At 30.2% G+C, this 20037-nt stretch carries 19 protein-coding genes; 12 read left to right on the forward strand and 7 right to left on the reverse strand.

The features are described from left to right. The first annotated feature begins 3 nt into the window (after window positions 1-3). The 4 genes from Q4487_RS02460 (at window position 4) to Q4487_RS02475 (ending at window position 3651) form a co-directional block, all read left to right on the forward strand. A complete protein-coding gene (locus Q4487_RS02460; RefSeq protein WP_303544426.1) occupies window positions 4-1500 on the forward strand; it encodes a mannitol dehydrogenase family protein in 1497 nt (498 codons plus the stop codon). Beyond that, window positions 1501-2385 (forward strand): carbohydrate kinase, encoded by an 885-nt coding sequence (locus Q4487_RS02465; protein WP_303544429.1) that lies wholly within the window; start codon window positions 1501-1503, stop codon window positions 2383-2385. A 143-nt stretch (window positions 2386-2528) separates the two neighbouring features. After that, a complete protein-coding gene (locus tag Q4487_RS02470) occupies window positions 2529-3155 on the forward strand; it encodes a TetR/AcrR family transcriptional regulator (RefSeq protein ID WP_303544433.1) in 627 nt (208 codons plus the stop codon). Between the two features lie 10 nt (window positions 3156-3165). Beyond that, entirely contained in the window at window positions 3166-3651 is a 486-nt protein-coding gene (locus Q4487_RS02475; protein WP_303544436.1) for a DUF962 domain-containing protein, read from the forward strand. Between the two features lie 55 nt (window positions 3652-3706). Here the strand turns inward: Q4487_RS02475 and Q4487_RS02480 are convergent, their stop codons facing one another. The 4 genes from Q4487_RS02480 to Q4487_RS02495 are packed head-to-tail and all read right to left on the reverse strand — an operon-like array spanning window position 3707 to window position 8798. Continuing rightward, window positions 3707-5095 (reverse strand): TolC family protein, encoded by a 1389-nt coding sequence (locus Q4487_RS02480; protein ID WP_303544439.1) that lies wholly within the window; start codon window positions 5093-5095, stop codon window positions 3707-3709. Between the two features lie 6 nt (window positions 5096-5101). After that, window positions 5102-6457 (reverse strand): HlyD family secretion protein, encoded by a 1356-nt coding sequence (locus tag Q4487_RS02485; protein WP_303544442.1) that lies wholly within the window; start codon window positions 6455-6457, stop codon window positions 5102-5104. 3 nt (window positions 6458-6460) lie between these two features. Beyond that, entirely contained in the window at window positions 6461-8128 is a 1668-nt protein-coding gene (locus tag Q4487_RS02490; protein WP_100895993.1) for a peptidase domain-containing ABC transporter, read from the reverse strand. Beyond that, window positions 8118-8798, reverse strand: a complete 681-nt coding sequence (locus tag Q4487_RS02495; RefSeq protein WP_303544445.1) for a TetR/AcrR family transcriptional regulator — start codon at window positions 8796-8798, stop codon at window positions 8118-8120. Before Q4487_RS02495 ends, Q4487_RS02490 begins: the two co-directional genes overlap by 11 nt. A gap of 333 nt (window positions 8799-9131) precedes the next feature. Here Q4487_RS02495 and Q4487_RS02500 point away from each other — a divergent pair, with 333 nt between their 5' ends. The 7 genes from Q4487_RS02500 (at window position 9132) to Q4487_RS02530 (ending at window position 16441) form a co-directional block, all read left to right on the forward strand. Beyond that, window positions 9132-9890, forward strand: coding sequence for a hypothetical protein (locus tag Q4487_RS02500; RefSeq protein WP_303544447.1), 759 nt, complete (start codon window positions 9132-9134; stop codon window positions 9888-9890). A 255-nt stretch (window positions 9891-10145) separates the two neighbouring features. After that, a complete protein-coding gene (locus tag Q4487_RS02505; protein ID WP_303544449.1) occupies window positions 10146-11474 on the forward strand; it encodes a TolC family protein in 1329 nt (442 codons plus the stop codon). An 11-nt stretch (window positions 11475-11485) separates the two neighbouring features. Beyond that, entirely contained in the window at window positions 11486-12691 is a 1206-nt protein-coding gene (locus Q4487_RS02510; protein WP_303544451.1) for an efflux RND transporter periplasmic adaptor subunit, read from the forward strand. 5 nt (window positions 12692-12696) lie between these two features. Then, complete coding sequence (locus Q4487_RS02515; protein WP_100895988.1) at window positions 12697-13440, forward strand: ABC transporter ATP-binding protein; 744 nt, start codon at window positions 12697-12699, stop codon at window positions 13438-13440. Window positions 13441-13442: 2 nt separating this feature from the next. Beyond that, window positions 13443-14663, forward strand: a complete 1221-nt coding sequence (locus Q4487_RS02520; protein WP_100895987.1) for an ABC transporter permease — start codon at window positions 13443-13445, stop codon at window positions 14661-14663. A gap of 5 nt (window positions 14664-14668) precedes the next feature. Then, window positions 14669-15709 (forward strand): sensor histidine kinase, encoded by a 1041-nt coding sequence (locus Q4487_RS02525; protein ID WP_303571874.1) that lies wholly within the window; start codon window positions 14669-14671, stop codon window positions 15707-15709. Window positions 15710-15712: 3 nt separating this feature from the next. Next, the gene (locus Q4487_RS02530) at window positions 15713-16441 is read left to right on the forward strand and encodes a LytTR family DNA-binding domain-containing protein (RefSeq protein WP_303544457.1); all 729 of its coding nucleotides are present in this window, start codon (window positions 15713-15715) and stop codon (window positions 16439-16441) included. A gap of 97 nt (window positions 16442-16538) precedes the next feature. On the opposite strand, the gene Q4487_RS02535 is transcribed toward Q4487_RS02530, so the two are convergent. Then, the gene (locus Q4487_RS02535) at window positions 16539-17399 is read right to left on the reverse strand and encodes an RNA polymerase sigma factor RpoD/SigA (RefSeq protein ID WP_100895985.1); all 861 of its coding nucleotides are present in this window, start codon (window positions 17397-17399) and stop codon (window positions 16539-16541) included. A 238-nt stretch (window positions 17400-17637) separates the two neighbouring features. Here Q4487_RS02535 and Q4487_RS02540 point away from each other — a divergent pair, with 238 nt between their 5' ends. Beyond that, window positions 17638-18237, forward strand: a complete 600-nt coding sequence (locus Q4487_RS02540; protein ID WP_303544460.1) for a hypothetical protein — start codon at window positions 17638-17640, stop codon at window positions 18235-18237. Window positions 18238-18308: 71 nt separating this feature from the next. Here Q4487_RS02540 and Q4487_RS02545 read toward each other — a convergent pair whose 3' ends face one another. Both Q4487_RS02545 and Q4487_RS02550 read right to left on the reverse strand, forming a co-directional pair. Beyond that, the gene (locus Q4487_RS02545; RefSeq protein ID WP_303544462.1) at window positions 18309-19052 is read right to left on the reverse strand and encodes an acyl-CoA desaturase; all 744 of its coding nucleotides are present in this window, start codon (window positions 19050-19052) and stop codon (window positions 18309-18311) included. 81 nt (window positions 19053-19133) lie between these two features. Further along, window positions 19134-19703: a Crp/Fnr family transcriptional regulator gene (locus Q4487_RS02550; protein WP_100895982.1), complete on the reverse strand. Its 570-nt coding sequence runs from the start codon at window positions 19701-19703 to the stop codon at window positions 19134-19136. Between the last annotated feature and the right edge of the window lie 334 nt (window positions 19704-20037).

Here is a 20037-nt window from a genome sequence, read left to right on the forward strand (position 1 = left end):
TCAATGGAAAATTTAAAATTAAATAACAGTAATCTTTCTAAAATATCAGAAAGAGTTTTGGTTCCTAATTACAATAGGTCAGACATTAAAACAGGTATTGTACACGTTGGTATTGGTGGTTTTCACAGAGCTCACCAAGCTTATTATACAGATTTGCTTTTGCAAAACAATAAAAATAAAGATTGGGGAATTTGTGGTGTTGCTCTATTAGATTTTGATGCTAAAATTTACAACACCTTAAAGGAACAAGATGGATTGTATACACTAATAATTAAAGAGTTAGATGGTACCCATACCAAACAAGTTATAGGGTCTATAGTAGAGTATTTATTTGCTCCAGAAAACCCTGCAAAGGTGATTCAAAAAATGGCTAATCCTGAGGTGAAAATTATTACACTTACCATTACAGAAGGTGGCTATAACTATAACGAAGCTACTAAAGATTTTGACTTTGATAATGCATTAATTAAGCACGATTTAGAATTTCCTAATAACCCTAAGACCATATACGGTTACTTAACACAAGCTTTTAAATTAAGAAAAGAAAGAGGTTTAAAAGGTTGTACCATACAGTCTTGTGATAATATACAAGAAAACGGACATATGATTAAAAATATGTTACTTAGTTATGTAAAAAAGGCGCAACCAAGCTTAGGTGACTGGATTAAAGAAAACGTATCTTTTCCCAATGCAATGGTAGACCGTATAACACCAGCTACATCCTTAGAAGATATTGCTAATCTAAAAAACACATCAGGTATTTTAGATGCTTGGCCAGTAGTTTGTGAGCCATTTAAACAATGGGTTATTGAAGATGACTTTGTGCAAGGCAGACCAGATTGGGAAAATGTAGGAGCACAGTTTGTTACTGATGTTGTGCCTTATGAAAAAATGAAATTAAGTTTGTTAAATGCAGGTCATTCTGTAATTGGTATTTTAGGAGCTTTACTAGGTTACCAAACCATAGACCAAGCTGTACATAACAAAAATATTAGCACATTTTTACATTTGTATATGAATGTAGAAGTTACACCAGTATTGGGTAATTTAGAAGGCTTAGATTTAGATTTATATAAAAAAACGCTATTAGAGAGGTTTGGAAATAAAAACATAAAGGATCAGATAGAAAGAATTTGTTCTGAGAGTTCTGCTAAATTTCCAATATTTATTTTGCCTACGGTTAATGCTCAATTAAAAAATAATGGTTCTGTAGACTTAGCTGCTTTTGTAGTGGCAGCTTGGGCAATATATAGCCTTGGTAAAAGTGAAAAAGGAGTGCCATTAATTATAAAAGATGCTAATAAATTATTGTTAGATGTAAAAGCAACAGCTGCTATTACTAAGCCAGAAGCATTTTTAGAATTAGATACTATTTTTGGAGAACTAAAAAATGCTAAAAAGTTTAAAGAAGCATACATTAAAGCATACAATAACATTACTAATAATGGAGTAGAGCAATGTTTAAGAGAGATAAATAGTAATAGTTTAAGTCAAATTTAAATGAAAAAAATTGTATGTTTTGGAGAAGTCCTTTGGGATATTTTTCCTACTCATAAAAAAATTGGAGGCGCACCTTTAAATGTTGCATTAAGATTAAATTCTTTACATAATAATGTGTCAATCATCAGTAAAATTGGTGATGATGAAAACGGTGAATTAATTAAAAAATATATTCAAAAACAAGGTGTAAATATCAATAACCTTCAGGTAGATGATACTTTGCATACCGGAGAAGTAAAGGTTCTACTTAACGCTAAAGGTTCTGCTACTTATGACATTCAGTTCCCTAGAGCTTGGGATAATATAGTTCTCACAAACAACACAGAGGAAATTGCAAAAAGTTCTGATGCTTTTATATATGGTAGTTTAGTTGCTAGAGACACAACATCTAGAGATACACTGTATAGCTTATTAAGGCTAGCTAAGTTTAAAATTTTTGATGTGAACTTAAGAAGTCCTTATTACACAACTGAAGTTTTAAATTATTTAATGAAAGAGGCTAGTTTTATTAAGTTTAATGACGATGAAATTTTTGAAATTACAGCTAATCTAAACTTAAAAACTCAATCATTAGAAGAATCTATAAAATTTATAGCATTAAAAACAAATACAAAGTCCATATGTGTAACAAAAGGTAGTAATGGAGCTATTTTATATTATAATAGTATTTTTTATTACAATAGTGGTTACCAAATAGATGTTGTAGATACTGTTGGTGCAGGAGATTCTTTTTTAGGAACTTTAATTAATAAATTACTAGCAAAAGACAACCCACAAAAAGCCATTGATTATGCTTGTGCTGTTGGGGCTTTGGTTGCTGGTAGTGAAGGTGCTAACCCTAAAATTACTAATAAAGAAATTGATGAATTTATGTTGCAAAAATAATTTATAAGATTATTAAATACTATAAAAGACACTAACACATTTAGTGTCTTTTTTGCTTTTTGACTATAATAAGTAAATAATGTCTAATATTTTAATTAAATTAGTAAACGCTTACTAATTTAGTATTTTTAAATATTTTCATTTTGAAAGAGAAAATAAAAAAAACAGCAATATCAATATTTAACACAAACGGAATAGCCAATGTTTCTATGAAACAAGTTGCCGATATACTAAAAATTAGTGCTGGCAATTTAAGATATCATTATAAAACTAAAGAAACACTTTTGGCTGTTATATATAGTGATATGTATGCGGAAACTTTAGATTATATTCTTCCTGAAAATACATATATAACTCTTTTTCATTTTGAAGAAATGATGCTAAAGTTTGATGATCTGCAGCAACGTTATTGCTTCTTTTTTAATGATATAGTTCATATAATTAAAACTTACCCAGAGATAGCAAAACAGTATGAGAAATCTAATATTGTGAGATTTAAAGATGCCAGAAAACTAATAGATTATTATATAGAAACTGAACGAATTGTACCTGAAAATGATTTTATAAACTACAATAAGACTATTTATAATATTTGGATGACAAGTACATTTTGGCAATCTCAAAAACTAGCTATAAATACAGCCAGTTATGCCGTTAATAAATGTAGATCTATAGAAATGCTTTGGAGTATTTTATTGCCTTATTTAACAACAAAAGGCCTAGAGGAATACAAACAGCTTAGAAAATTTGTAAAATTACCTACCAACTAAATATACAACTATGAGAAAAATTGATAATCTATTGGCAGAATATGCTGTAAGTCATCAAACAAAACTAAATATAACGATACATTATATTTGTGTACCACTTATTTTTTTTAGTCTAATTGGCTTGTTGGCTAGTATACCTATGCCTAGTGAATTACAAAATATTTTACCAACTTTTTTACTGCCTTATGCTCATTTAGGTACTCTTGTAATAATTTTTGGTTTATTTTATTACTATAAATTATCTAAATCTTTGTTTGTAGGAATGGTATTTTTTTCTACAATAGTACTTTTAATCATAAATTTTGTGGCATTGTTTGTTCCTGCTCCTTTGTGGTTAAGTATGTTGCTAATTTTTATAGTTGCTTGGGTAGGACAATTTATAGGGCACAACCACGAGGGCAAAAAACCATCTTTTTTAAAAGATCTACAATTTTTAATGATTGGTCCGGCCTGGACAATGAGCCACTTTTTTGAAGCTTTGGATATTAAATTTTAAAATCAAATAATAATATTGTAAAATAAAAACACAGCCTTAATCTGTGTTTTTATTTTTATAAAGCATTAATGGTACTTAATAGTTTAGACTTACTTAAAAACAATTTATACTCCGTATCTATCTCTTTTAGCTGACTTTCTATTAATTTTACCTCCCTGTAATTCACTAAAAATAAAGAACCTTCACCTAAACTAAATTTACGCTCTTCTGTATGTACCAGTTTTTTATAATCTAGTACTAGGTTATTTAATATTTTAAACTGATTATTATAAGATTCTATTTCCTGTAAACTGCTTTCTATTTTGTTACTTAAACTTACTTTAGTAGCCATTATGTCAAAATTTAGATCTTGTAATTTTACTTTTACCAGTTTTAAATCTGCTCTTTCTTTTCTCAAAAACAGAGGAAAACTAACTACTAATCCTGTTTTATAGTTTGATGTATTAAAACTATCTAAATTTTGATAATCTGAACTTAAAAAATTATACTGTAAATCTACTTTAGGTAATAAATTATTGGTTTTATACCTTTTGTCAATTGTTAATATCTCCTTTTTAGCTTGTAATTCTTTTAATTTTGGATGGTTTTCAACCAACTCATCAGTAGTGTTTAGTATAGCACTATTTAATACCGTATTAATACTATTAATTGTGGTTACATCTGGTGCAATAGCATCTTCAATTTCCAAAGGCAAATTATTTTGCAACCATAAAAAATTAGAGACTTCTAACTTAGATTTTAAATAACCAATTTTTGCTTTTTCAATATCTAATAATCTATTTTTATAGTTAATATTAGCCTCTAAGGTATCTACTGCAGGCTTGTCTCCAGCATAAAAACTCTTTTTAACATTTACTAATCTTGTTTCTGCATTTTTTAAATATACGTCGTAAACAAGTTTTGCTTTGTAGTTTTTTAACCAGTTAAAATAAGCTTCAGTAGCAGCAAACAAAAAGTCGTTTATTACTTGTTTTTGTTTAGCACTAGCTTGTTTTGTATATAATTTGGCCTGTTTTAAAGTGGCCATTCTTTTATTGGTTAATAAGCCTTTAGCTAAAGAAACAGAAACACCTGCACTATACAAACCATCATCTGGAGTATTGTATTCTGGATTTAAATAGGTGCCGTCATTATTTTCATAATTTGCTTTTAGCTCTATGCCATACCAGGTAGGTATTTTAAAAGCAGCGTTTAGTTTATCATAATAAGTAGTTCCTTTAAATTCTTTATTGTTAAAGTCTACTTCTAATTTAGGGTCAAAAGCACCTCTAGATTTCATTAATTTAGCCTCACTTTCTGTAGTTATTAAACGTGCTTGCTTAACTATAGGATGATATTTTTTTACGTAACCTAAATACTCTTCTAAACTAAGAATACTATCATTATCCTGTGCGTAAGTAAAAACACAAAATAAAGAACAAAATAATATAATATAATTCCTCATTTGTATTTATTTTTTAGATGAAGCTGTTTCTTTGGGAGCTTTGGGAGTATAGTAATTTGGTGGAAAACTATTTATTTGTCGCCAAATCTCAAACCAAATAGGAACATTTTCTAATAAAGCTATTGTTTTAGCACCAGAGCCAACGCGTATGGCTTCTGGCCATGCAACCTCATTAGAGTTAGGTTTTAGTAAAACTCTATATTTTCCGTTAGCACTAATAAAGTTTTCTATAGCAACAATTTTTGCTCCGTAGGTACCATAAGATACATTTGGCCAACCACTAAAAACAATTGCCGGCCAACCATCAAACTGTACGCGCACATCTTCACCAATATGTATTAAAGGTAGGTCTATTGGGCTAACATACATTTCTACAGCTAAATCATAATTAGCAGGCATAATATTTACTAATGGTTCTCCTTCTTTAAAGGTTTCTCCAATACCTGCTTTTATTGTTTTATTAATGTAACCAGCTTGTGGGGCAGTAATGTATAATAAACTACTACGTTTGGTGTAATTAGCCAAACTAGTCTCTAGTTTAGAAACTTGAGCTTCTGTGTCTAACCCGCTAGATTCTGCAGTATATAAACTACTTTGTGCTTTTGCAATTTTATCTGCATAAGTAGCACGTAAAGTTCCTATGGCTAACTTACTGTTAATTAAGTCTTGTCTAGTGCTTAGCAATTTGTTTTGTTGTGATGTTAGCTTGGCATTTATTTCTTGTAATTTAGATTGCTTTTCTTCTACATCTTTAACTGCTTTTATACCTTCTGTCTGTAATGCAATTGTACGTTGGTATTGTGTATTTGCAATATCTGCGTTAATTTTTAAAGCCTCAAGATCTATACTGTCACTGGTAACTTTTAAAGCAGTTTGTGCTACCTTATTTTTTGCTTGTTCTAATTTTAAAACACGCTCTTTTTGCAAAGCAGCTATTTGATTTTTTAAGGCATCAGTTTTGTTTTTATAAGCAACTACAGAAGAAGACTTAGCTGTAAGTTGATCATTAGTTCTTTGCGCTAAATTTTCATCAAAATAATCACTTTTTACTTCCGATATTCTAAGTATAGTATCACCTTTTTCTACAAAATTACCCTCTTGTACATACCATTGCTCTACACGACCTGGAATTTGAGATTGTAATGTTTGTGGTCTTTGGTTAGGCTTAAGAGTGGTAACATTGCCTTGGCTTGTGATGTTTTGTGTCCAAGGCAAAAAGAGAATTAGCAGCAAAAAGACACTAAAAAATTTCAGGAAATTTTTAAAACCTTTGTGATACTCTTTATTAAATATTTCTTTTCCAGACCTATAGTTAGATAAGTCTATATTTTTAGCTACTTTATTTTTAGATATATTTAGCATAGCTTATGATTTAGAAGAGATTATAACACCATTTTTTAATGTTATTTTCTTATTACATTTATTTTCCCAACTTCTATTATTACTAACAATTATTAAACTCCAAGGGTGAGTTTTTAGCGATAAATAATCTATAATTTGATTTGCTTCTTGTTCCTCAAATAAATCTAATGGATTTTCTAAAATTAATACTTTGGGTTGTTTAACTATTGCTCTAGCCAAAACCAATTTTTTAGTTGTTGTATAAGCAATTTGCTTGCCTTCTGGTATTAATATTGTATTTAAACCTAAAGTTTGTTGTTTTAGAAAATCTATTAATCCTAAGTGCTGAAAAGTAGTGTATATAGCTTCATCACTAATCTCCTCGTCTCCAAAGGTTACGTTTTCTCTAATACTACCTTCAAACGTAGTTTCTTCAAACAAAGACATTCCTAAGTTAGCTCTATAGTTATTTATAAATAAACCACTAATAGCCAAGTCGTTCACGTGTAAATAGCCACTTGTAGGTAATACAACACCAGCCATTAATTGTAACAAAGTAGACTTTCCAGATCCACTTTCTCCAGTAACTAAAACTCTATCTTTAGGGTTAACCGTAAAAGATATATCTTTTAAAATTGTTTTATTTCTTTCTCCTACAGTATATGATATGTTATTTAATTCTAAAGTAAAATCATCCTTTTCATTAATAATTTCACCTGTTTGTGGTTCCAGAGGTTTATCTACAATTTGACCAAGTTTTTCAATAGAGGTTAGAACATCGTAAAAAGATTCTAAACCTAATATTAATTTTTCAACAGAATTTATAACTAATAAAATTATAATTTCAGCAGCAACAAACTGTCCTATATTCATACGTTGGTCTAGTACTAAAAAACCACCAATAGATAATAAACCCGCTGTTACTATAACTTTAAAACCTATCATTTGTAAAAATTGTACCTTTAAAATAGAGAAGTGACTTTCTCTAGATTTTAAATACTTATCTACCAAATAATCTGTTTTTTCTAATGCTAATGATGTTTTACCAGATAGTTTAAAACTAATTACAGATCTAGAAATTTCTTGTAACCAGTGAGCAACTCTATATTTATTTTTAGATTCATTTAAACTAGTGTCTAATCCTTTTTGAGAAGTGTATTTAAAAACAACATAAGCTAAAAGAACCAACAATATTCCAAATAGAATAAAAAACGGATGGTAAAAAGAAAGTAAAATTAGAGCAAAAATTATTTGCAATAGGGCAGAGGGTACATCTATTAAAATTTTTGATAACCCTTTTTGTATTGTTAAGGTATCAAAAAACCTATTTGCCAATTCCGGAAAGTGTAAATTTCTTAATTCTACCATTTTTATTTTAGGAAAACGATAGCTTAACTCAAAAGAGGCGCGTGTAAAAATACGCTGTTGTATCGTTTCTATAATTCTTATTTGCATTAGTTTTAGTACACCAGAAAAAGCAACTCCTATAGTAACTAAAACAATTAAAACAATCCAAGAAGCAGATACTTGTGCACCTTGTAATAAATTTATAATAGTTTGTATACCAATAGGTAAGCTAAGCGCTACAATCCCTTCAAAAACAGCATAATAACCAATTTGTAATATATCTTTACGCTCTAACTGCAATAACCCCAAAAATCGTTTCCAAGGTGTTAAAGTTTTATTTGACATTTAGTAGTGTTTTAAAAGTTAAGTCTGTATAAAAATCTGTTGGTGTAATTTTGCTATTACAGTTTGTAATAGACTTAAAATGTAGTTTTAAAAAGTGCTGGTGTAAAGCACCTTCTACTAAATTACTAGCAAAACTTAAAGGGTATTTATAAGTAGGGCTGTAAGCTGTAATAATTTCTGCAATACGCTGTACAGTACGTTTATATGGCATAAAAAAACCTTCTTTATTATCTTGATCTACGCCTTTGGTATAATAAGCCTTAGAGTTTTCATTAACAATAATAGAATACAGTAACTCCTCGTTTATGTGGCTATACTTATTATCTTGTTCTGTAGTTTTGGTAACAACCTCTATAGCTTTTTTTAACTTTTCAGAAGTGTCTGTAATGCTATAAGTTTCTATAACTAGTTGGTACTCTACCCAACCCCAGTACCAAGCTGTTAGGTACATAAGTAGCTTGTGTTTACTCTCAAAATACCTATAAATAGAACTCTCATTAGAGCCAATATTTTTACCTAGTTTTTTAAATGTAAAATCTTCAAAACCAATTTCTTCTAAAAGAACAATACTGTGTTCTATAATTTTTTTACCTAATGTAGATGATTCAGGATCTTTTAAATAAATTCCTTCAGGTATTTCTATTTTAATATTTGAAAGTAATTTTTTCATAACTAAAACTATTAGATGCAAATATAATAGTAATACTATTAAAAAAGAAATACTGTCTATTAATTAGCCCAATGTGACTACGATAAAATTAAGAAAATACTAGTAGAATATGGCCTTTAGAGTAATAATTAAATATATGTTAAAAGTTGATAGTCATTTTTTTTGAATATATAACTTAGGTAGAGTATTAGTAATAATAATTGAAATGATTAAGTAACAAAAACCTAATAGAATGGAGGTTTCACTGAAAATTGAATGGTGTTTACAGAAATTTACTTTTTGAGGAATTTTTAATACATAGATTTGAATAAAGAATGTAATTACGATAAGACTATGAAAATAAAATTAACTGCTATACTTATTTTAATCTGTACAGTTCTTACTGCACAGGAAAAAGATACTCTAACAGGGCGTGAGGATAATGTAGAATACAAAGTAATTTTTGATGGTGAAAATTTGTATTTAACGCTGCGCACAGAGTTTAAAGAAACTATGCAATCTATGTTGCACCGTGGCTATACTATATATTTTGATGTAAAAGGGAAGAAGAAGAAAAATGTAAGTATACAATATCCTTTAAAAGGAGAACGCCCAGAAAAAGGAGCTAGATCAGAAAGGGGTGAAGGTAAAGTAAGAGGTGAAAATAGCAATGAAAATGCGCCAGATATGGCTAAAATGATTGAAAATTTACCTAAAATGGCAAATTATACTTATTTTGATTTTTCCAGAGATTTTAATTTAGATATAAATGATTTAGGAATTACAATGAACTATAATTATGAAGATGCCAATGAAGGACCAATTTTAGAATATCATCTAAAAATACCAGCTTCTAAAATATCTGAAGACAACGTAGATTTGACTAAGCTATCTATAGGTATTGTTTCTAATAAGTTAGTACAAAACCAACAACAGCCTAGTGTAAGTATGGGCGGTAGACAAGGTGGTGGCCAAGGCAGACCTTCTGGCGGCAGAGGCGGTGGCCGTGGTGGTGCTGGTAGAGGAAACAGTGGTGTACCTCCGCAAAGAACTGCAACAACAGAAAATAAAATAGATTTTTGGTTTAAGCTTTACCCAAAAAAAAATAAATAAAAACACTAACCATTACAGTTTATTAAAAACCGATTACGTAACCGTAGTCGGTTTTTTTTGCTTTATGTTTTTTCAATTAGCTGTAAATGCAACGCATTAACACTTATACTTATAATCTATAATTGTAATTAGTTGCTCAAAATCTCATCGATTAAAATAGGGTTTTGGTATAGAGAATAACCCCAAACGTCTATTACACTTTATTATGGTTGGCTTTTGTTTCACTTTTGAAGTGTAAATTAAAATACACGTTATATGAAGCGATTACTAATTATAACCATAGGCTTTTTAGTGCAAGTAAGTTTTGCACAAACAAATGAAGCATTAGCAAAAACAACTTGGACACTACAAGATTGTATTACCTATGCTGTAGAAAATAACATAACACTAAAAGATGCAGCATTAGACAAATCTCAAGCAGATGTAGCTTATTTTAAAGCTAAATCTTCTAGGTTGCCAAATCTTTTTGGCTCTGCGTCTCAAAGCTTTACCAATGGAAGCTCTATAGATCCTATTACAAGTGATTTTGTAACAGATCAAATATATAGTACCAATGTAGGTTTAAATAGTTCAGTTGCACTTTTTCAGGGCAATCAAATTAACAATGAAATTGCAAAAAATAAAATACTAGCAAATCAAAGTTTGTTTTTGCAAGAAGAGGCTAAAAACAATATTATTTTAAGTGTTTTAGAAAATTACTTGCAAGTGTTACACGCTAAAGAAGGTATTGCTATAGCAGAAAACAACTTAAAATCATCTGAGGCAGAGGTAGAACGTGCTAAAGCAAGGTTAGATGCTGGTACAATAGCACTTAATGATTATACAGAAGCTCAAAGTCAGCAAGCATCTAATAAGTATACTTTAATAAATGCTAAAAACACATATCAGCAATTTGTTATAGCCTTAAAACAATTACTAGAGCTAAACCCTGCTAATGATATAGTGATAGAGCCACTAGACAACAACACAGATTACTCATCTATATTATTAGATAAAACAGAAATATATAGTAAGGCTTTAGGTATTCTACCAGAGGTAAATGCTAGTGATTTAAATATAGCGTCTAGCAAAAAAGATTTAGATATTGCCAAAGGAGCTTATTTACCAACTTTGTCTTTAACGTCAAGCATAGGAACAGGTTATACAAGTATTAATAATAACACATTTTCAGATCAGTTTGAAGTTAATTTTAACCAGCGAATAGGTTTGTCTCTTAACATTCCAATTTTTAATAAAAATCAAACCAAAGCGGCTGTTCAAAATGCAGAAATTAATATTGAGAAAGCACAAATAGCAAAGCTATCTACAGAAAAAGAAATATATCGTAAAGTAGAAACTGCTTATCAAAATGCAATATCAGCTCAAGAGCAATTGTTTGCTGCAGAGTCTTCTATGGAAGCTGCTAAACAGTCTTACCAATTAGCTCAAAAAAAATATGAGTTAGGAGGCTTAAGCACAACAGATTTGGTAATTAGTCAAAACACTTATACCAGTGCACAAGAAGACTATTTACAAGCAAAGTATCTACATATTTTATATCACGAATTATTACAATTTTACCAAGGAAACGACATAAAACTTTAATCAATATAGTTATGAAAAATAAAAAAAACATAATAATAGTCAGTATAGTATTAACTGCACTAGCAATTGTTGGGTACAGCTTTTTTAAAAGCGATAATGCAATAATTATAGAACCTAAAACAGTTACTGCTAAAAAAGCAAATGTTACTACAATGGTAACTGCTACCGGAACCATAGAGCCTATTAACCAGGTAGATGTTGGTACACAAGTATCTGGCGTAGTTGAAAAAATTTATGTTGACTACAATAGTGTTGTTAAGGAAGGACAACTTATAGCAGAATTAGACAAAACTAATTTACAAGCTGCAAAAACACAAGCACAAGCTGCTTATGATAATGCAATTAGTCAAAAAAATTATACAAAAACAATTTATGACAGGCAAAAAACTTTATATGACAATCAAGTTATAAGTAAATCTGATTTTGATGATGCAGCATACGCCTATCAAACAGCAAAAGGAACGGTAACTCAACGTTATTCTGACTTACAATCTGCAATAACAAATTTAGGATATGCTAATATTTACTCGCCAATAGATGGTGTGGTTTTGTCTAGAGATATAGAAGAAGGACAAACAGTAGCTGCTAGTTATAGTACACCTACATTATTTACCATTGCACAAGATTTAAAAGAAATGCAAGTAGAGGCAAATGTAGATGAGGCAGATATAGGGCAAGTTATAGAGGGACAACGTGTAGAGTTTACAGTAGATGCCTACATAGGAGAAACGTTTAATGGTATAGTTACTCAAGTGCGTTTAGACCCTACAGTAACCTCTAACGTAGTTACTTATACTGTTGTAATTAAAGCAGAAAATGAAGATTTAAAACTTAAACCAGGTTTAACGGCAACCATTTCTATTTTTACTTTAGAGTTAAATAATGTATTAACAGCAGAAGCTAAAGCAATTAACTTTAAACCAGAAAGAGAAACCTTTGCAGCATACAATCAGCAACATAAATTAGAGGCTAGTAATGGTGAAAGATCTAGAGAAAATAAAGCACTTTGGGTATTAGAATCTAATGGAGCTATTGTGCCTAAAGTAGTAACACTTGGTGCTAGTGATGGTGTTAATGTTCAAATTTTAAGTGGTGTTAATGAGGGTGATAAATTAGTATACAGTTTAAAAGGTGTGTCTAAGTCAGAAGCAGAAACTTCAGAGAAAAGCGAAAGTCCATTTATGCCACAACGTCCAGGAGGTAACAGAAAAAAATAATAGCTATGAGTAAAGAAATTATCAAAATAGAAAACCTAAAACGAGAGTTTACTATGGGTACAGAAACTGTTCATGCGCTAAAAGGAATATCATTTGATATTAAAGAAGGTGAGTTTGTAACCATAATGGGTTCTAGTGGATCTGGTAAAAGTACAATGCTAAATATTTTAGGATGTTTAGACCAGCCAACCTCTGGTTTGTATGAGATTGATGGTGTTAGTGTAAAGGATTTAAACAGAAATCAATTAGCAACCATTAGAAACGAAAAAATTGGTTTCATTTTTCAATCTTACAATTTACTTGCAAGAACATCTGCTATTGAAAATGTAGAACTACCGTTGTTGTACAACAGTAAAGTTTCGTCTGATGAACGTAGAGAACGTGCTATTAAAGCTTTACAAATGGTAGGGTTAGGAGAGCGATTACACCATACACCAGCACAGTTGTCTGGAGGGCAACAACAACGTGTAGCTATTGCTAGATCATTGGTTAATAATCCGGTTATGATTTTAGCAGATGAAGCTACAGGAAATTTAGATACGCGTACCTCTTACGAGATTATGTCGTTATTTCAAGAATTAAATAAACAAGGTATAACTATAACATTTGTTACGCATGAGCCTGATATTGCTACATTTAGTAGCAGAACTATTGTATTAAAAGATGGCGAAATTATGCAAGATTATAAAAATCATAAAGTACAATCCGCGGCAGATGAATTGGCTAAATTACCTAAACAAGACCATTAATTATGAGACTATTAAACTTATTTAAAATAGCAACAAAAGCAATTATTCTTAATAAAACAAGAACCTTGCTTACCATGTTAGGTATTATCATTGGTGTAGCTTCTGTAATTGCAATGCTTGCAATAGGAGAAGGCTCTAAAGAAAGTATACGTACTACTATTTCTGCAATGGGATCTAATATGATAACCATACAACCAGGAGCAGATAGTAGAGGACCTGCTAGAGGTAGTGGTGGTGATGTACAAACTTTAACACTTGCTAATTACAAAACTATAAAAGAGCAATCTACTTTGCTTAGTTATATTACTCCTGTGGTAAATGGTTCTGGGCAGGTTATTAATGGTTCTAACAACTGGCCTTCTTCAATTTATGGTGTAAACCCTGAATATTTAGACATTAAGGTTGTTGGTTTGCAAAGTGGTAGTATGTTTACAGATGCCGAGGTAACTTCTGCTTCTAAAGTAGCTGTAATTGGTCAGACTGTGGTAGAAAACGTTTTTCCAGATGGTCAAGAACCAGTAGGACAAATGATTCGTTTTAATAATATTCCGTTTAAAGTAATTGGTGTTTTAGAAGAAAAAGGAGAAAACACCTTTGGTCAAGACCAAGATGATGTGGTAATTGCTCCTTATACAACAGTTCAAAAACGTATTTTGGCAATAGACCATCTAAACCAAATAATAGCTTCTGCAATTAGCGAAGATGATGCACCAGCAGCAGTAACACAAGTATCTGAAATTTTAAGAACAGAACATAAGCTGCAAGCCAATCAAGAAGATGATTTTAGTGTACGGTCTATGGAGGAGTTAATTTCTACATTTAGTTCTACTAGTGAAATGCTTACTATTTTACTAGTTGCAGTAGCCAGTATATCTTTATTAATAGGAGGTATAGGTATTATGAATATTATGTATGTGTCTGTAAAAGAACGTACAAAAGAAATTGGATTACGAATGGCTGTTGGCGGAAAAGGATCTGATATTTTAATGCAATTTTTAATAGAAGCCATTTTAATAAGTATTACAGGTGGTGTGCTTGGTGTAATCTTAGGGCTGGGAGCAACTGTATTTATAGAAAAATTCTTAAATTGGCCAACAAGTGTAGCTATGTATTCTATAATAATATCTTTTGCTGTTTGTGCAATTACAGGTATCTTTTTTGGATGGTATCCTGCAAGAAAAGCTTCTGCTTTAGACCCTATAACTGCTTTACGTTACGAATAATATTTATGATGTTAAAAAACAAAAATATAACCCTATTATCGCATATACTGGTCTGGTTTGTACTTTTTAGTATGCCTTACTTATTATCTTACGGACAGGAACAAGAAATAAATAGAGTTGTTATTCATTTTTGGACTCCATTAGTGTTTTCAGCAATTCTATTTTACTTTAATTATTTTGTGCTAATTGATAAATTTTTGTTTCCCAAAAAAACAATTTGGTTTGTAGGTATTAACATAATTATAATTTCTTTTTTCATTTTTTGTAAAGAGACTATAGAAGCAACTTTTTTTGAAGAGCTAACCAAAAATCGCGTCAATACCAAAGAAGGTGGAGGCCCAAGATTTAAAATGTTTATTTATGTTCAAATGGTATCATATATGGCGCCATTGTTGTTTTCTATTGCGGTTAAAACAACCAAACGCTGGGTTAAAACTGAGGCAGAACGTAAAGAGGCTGCTAATTTTAAATTAAAGTCAGAGTTACAACATTTACACTATCAGTTGCAACCACATTTCTTTTTTAACTCATTAAATAATATTTATGCTATGGTAGATGTATCGCCAGACGAGGCTAAAACAGCTATACATAGTTTAAGTAAACTTATGCGTTATATGTTGTATGAAACTAATGTAGAGCAGGTTTCATTATCTAAAGAAATAGATTTTATGAAAAAATACATAGAATTAATGAAATTGCGTGTATCTCATAAAACAACAGTAAATTATAGTTTTCCTACTACAGAAACAGGAATAAAAATTGCTCCATTATTATTTATATCTTTAATAGAAAACGCTTTTAAACACGGTGTTTCTGCAAGTAAAGATAGTAGTATTAATATACAGATGAGCTGTACCAATAACAAAGTACTTTTTACTATTGTAAATACTAATTTTCCTAAAAAAACAGACGATAAAAGTGGTTCTGGTATTGGCTTACCTAATATAGAAAAACGGTTACAGTTGTTGTACCCAAACAAGCATTTGTTTACTACAAGCGTAGAAGACAATAATTTTGTTGCCCAATTAGAAATTGAAACTAGTTAAATTATGAGTATCTCAAAAATTACTTGTGTTATTGTAGATGATGAGCCTATGGCACTTAATTTAGTGGAGAGCTATGTACAAAAAACACCTTTTTTAGAGCTAAAAAACAAGTGCAATAGTGCTATAGAAGCATTAAGTTTTATACAAGAAAACCCTGTAGACTTATTATTTTTAGACATACAGATGCCAGATTTAACAGGGATAGAATTTTCTAAAATGTTACCCAAAAATACACGTGTAATTTTTACCACAGCTTTTGACCAGTATGCTTTAGAAGGCTTTAAAGTAGAAGCCTTAGATTACCTGTTAAAACCGTTTGATTATGCAGAGTTTTTAAACGCAGCCAATAAAGCAAACAATTGGTTTAGTCTAACCAAACGTAACGAGCAACAAACAAATGAAAAAGAGTTTTTGTTTGTAAAGTCTGAGTATAAACAACTACGCATAAAATTAGCAGATGTGTTGTATTTTGAAGGTTTAAAAGATTACATAAAAATTTGGTTAAAAAACAACCCGAAACCAATACTAACCTTAAAAAGTTTAAAAGCGTTAGAAGAAGAATTACCAAGTACAGATTTTATGCGTGTACACCGTTCTTTTATTGTTTCTTTAAAGAACATAGAAGTTATAGAACGTAGTCAAATAGTAATAAACAATCAGCGTATAACCGTCTCAGAACAATACAAACCACAGTTTTTAGCTTACATACAAAACAACTCTTTTAATACGTAAGAGCAGAATTTATACAAAAAGAGAGTCATTTTATAAAAATGACTCTCTTTTAATTCTGTATTGGTTAATTGTATTTATAATTGGTTTATAAAAAATACTATAAATACGCTTTTAAAAGTTGGTTTTGTGGCTTTCTGCGTAGCAATAAAATAGCCTTTTCTCTAATTTGCCTAACACGCTCTCTACTTAAATCAAAAAGTTCTCCAATTTCAGATAAGCTTAAAGGTGTTTTTTCTCCTATACCGTAATACAAACGTATAATTTCGCTTTCTCTAGGAGGTAAGTTCTTTAAAAGCTGAGTAATATCTGAGCTAAGAGATTCTTGCATCATTTTAGCGTCTGGACTATTAGCTTCTTTAGATGATATAACATTGTAAAGGTTAGACGATTCTCCTTCTGCAAAAGGAGCATCCATAGATAAGTGTTTGCCTGTATTTTTTAAAGCACCTTTTACTTGGCTGGCACTCATATCTAATTCCTTAGCAATTTCTACAGCATTTGGGGGTCTTTGGTAGTTTTGTTCTAATGAAGAAAATACTTTGTTTATTTTACTAATTTCTCCAATTTTATTTAATGGTAAACGCACTAACCTAGATAGTTGAGATATTGCTTGTAAAATAGATTGTCTAATCCACCAAACGGCGTATGATATAAATTTAAAACCTCTAGTTTCATCAAAACGTTGTGCAGCTTTTACAAGTCCTACGTTACCTTCGTTTATCAAGTCTGATAGTCGTAAACCACTACCTTGGTATTGTTTAGCAACAGAAACTACAAAACGTAGATTTGCGTTTACTAATTTGTTTAAAGCAACCTGATCACCTTCTCGTATTCTTTTAGCCAGTTCTACTTCCTCATCAACGGTAACCATATCTAATTTAGATATTTCTTGAAAATACTTCTCTAATGATTTTGTATCTCTGTTTGTAATTTGCTTCGTGATCTTTAGTTGCCTCATATATGTGTTTTAGTTAATAATTCTCTTACTTTATTATACTATTTTTTTTACGTATTTCCTAATTAAATTGCATATTTTATCAATTTAATTTCAAAAAAGTGTTATTTAAAGTTAAAATAGCACCTTTTTTTAACTATTTTATTGTTTAGTTAATAACTATTTTAAAGCATTACGGAAAAGCGTAATAGGCTACGTGTTAATTTTTGTAGGTTTGGGTTAATTATTATTTAAAATAAATATGGAAATTTTACAAATTATATTTTCAGGAATAGTAACTCTTTCAACTATTGTATATGCGATATTAACTTGGAAACTTGTAAAAGAGACAAGAATGATGAGGGAATTTCAACTTAAGCCAGATATTAGGATATATTTTGAACGAGGGGAAATAGAAACTAATTATGTTTATTTAGTTCTAGAAAACAAAGGTTTTGGAACTGCGTTGAATGTTAATTTTATTTTTTTAAGTAATTTAAGTAGTTATTCTGATGACTATTTTGATGTGAAAAATAAAGGTGTGTTTAAAAACGGGGTAGCAGCATTTTATCCAAATCAAAAATTTAGTTATTATTTACTTAATGTTAACAAAGAGAATCATACTAAGGTGAATAATGAAACTATTAAAATTGAAGCTTCATATGAGGATATTACTAAAAGAAAAATAAAAACAACTTTTGATTTAAGCATTGCAGAAACCAGTGGTATAGGTAAAATAACTCCTCCGAATACTTATGTCGGTCGAATTCCATTTTTCTTGGAAAATATAAATAAGTCAATAAAAAAAATAAATGATACAATAGAGGATTTAGTAATAGTACAAAAGAAAAATATTCAATAAGAATATTCTTTTAGGCCGACCTACGAAAGTATTACGTAAAACTAAAAACGATATTAATACTATAAAACAACTTATTTACTAGGTACTTTAATAGTTCTAAGTTTAATAAGTCCAAATGCATTAAGTATTTTAATAATAACATAAGTAACATCTACCTCGTACCATTTTACTCCAAAATTAGCTCTACTAGCATATTTGTGGTGGTTGTTGTGGTAACCTTCGCCCATCATTAAAAAATCGAACCTAAAAAGGTTTTTACTAGTGTTTTTCATTTTAAAATTTACGTAACCGTAAATATGTCCAAACCAGTTAATAATAACGCCGTGTATTGGTGCCATTAAAAAAGCAATTGGTAACAAAGCCCATTGCCAAGCGGCTGTAGTAAAATAGGCAAAAAATAAAATGTATAGTGCTATCCATAAAAGCCTAGAGAATCTAGAGCTTGCAAAAGCATCAAAAGATTTCCATTGTGGTACGTTTTTAGTAAAACGTTTGTCTACTGCAATACGCTCTTTATTTATGTCTTGGTATACTGTTTTTGTACGCCACATCATAGAAAACAAATTGTCGTCATAAGCAGGGGAGTGCGGATCTTTTTCTGTGTCTGTATAGGCGTGGTGCATGCGGTGCATTACGCCATAACCATAGGCACTTAAATAACTAGAACCTTGAAAAATCCAAGTTAATACAAAGGTAATACGCTCCATAGTTTTAGACATTGTAAAAACTTGGTGCGCTGCATAACGGTGTAAAAAGAACGACTGAAAAAATAAACCTCCGTACCATAACACCAAAACAAAAATGACTACTGCCATATAACTTTTTTTTGCAAAGGTAAATTGGAGTTTTTCGCAAAACAATGAACCTAAATCAATAAAAAGCCAATATATGCTAGCTTATAGGCGCTTTCTTATACGGCTTAGAGCCTGTGCTGTAATGCCAATGTAAGAACTTATGTACTTTAATGGAATTACCTTTAAAAGTTCTGGGCGTTCTTTAAATAACTTTAGGTAACGTTCTTCTGCGGTAAGGTTAAGTAAGTTTTGCTCTCGTTTAGACTTTATTAAAAATAAACGCTCTGCTGTTAACCTACCTATAAAATTACCAATTTGTGTTTTTGCATATACTTGCTGCAAATCTTCATAAGTTATACTTAATAAAGTGGTTTTGGTAAGTGCTTGCAACTCGTATGCAGAGGGCTGCTGAGTTAAAAAAGAGTCGTATGCACTAATAAATTGATTGTCAAAACTAAAACCAAACGTAATTTCTTTGTCTGGGTTATCTTTTGGTATAAACAAACGTACTACACCAGTTTCTATAAAAGAAATATGGTTTTCTATTTCATTTAGCTTTAAAAAAACCTCTTTTTTGGGTATTACTCTACGTTGTAATTTAGAGGTAAAAAACTCCCAATCTTCATTAGAAATTGTTGCTATTTGATCTAAGTACGCTTTTATCTGCTCCAAACCTTATAAATACTAGTGTTTTAAGTTTGTAAAGATACGTATTACTGGTTTTTCACCATCAATTTAGAGATATTATTACTATTAATATAGTTTAGAGTTCATCAAAAATAGATAAAGAGAATTATACTTTTTATAACTAAACCAGCTAAAATAATTACAACAAACAAACCATACAGTTATAACTATATAAATAAGCATACTATTAGTGTACCTTTTGAAATAGAAATACCTTTAAATAACAATTAAATCTTCAGTAATAAAACCAACTAAAAATCATTTTAATTAGTACTTTAAATATTTTTTGTAATTTATTTATTAATAATAAGTTACAAAA

It is taken from the genome of Cellulophaga sp. 3_MG-2023 (assembly GCF_030546975.1).
GTDB lineage: Bacteria > Bacteroidota > Bacteroidia > Flavobacteriales > Flavobacteriaceae > Cellulophaga.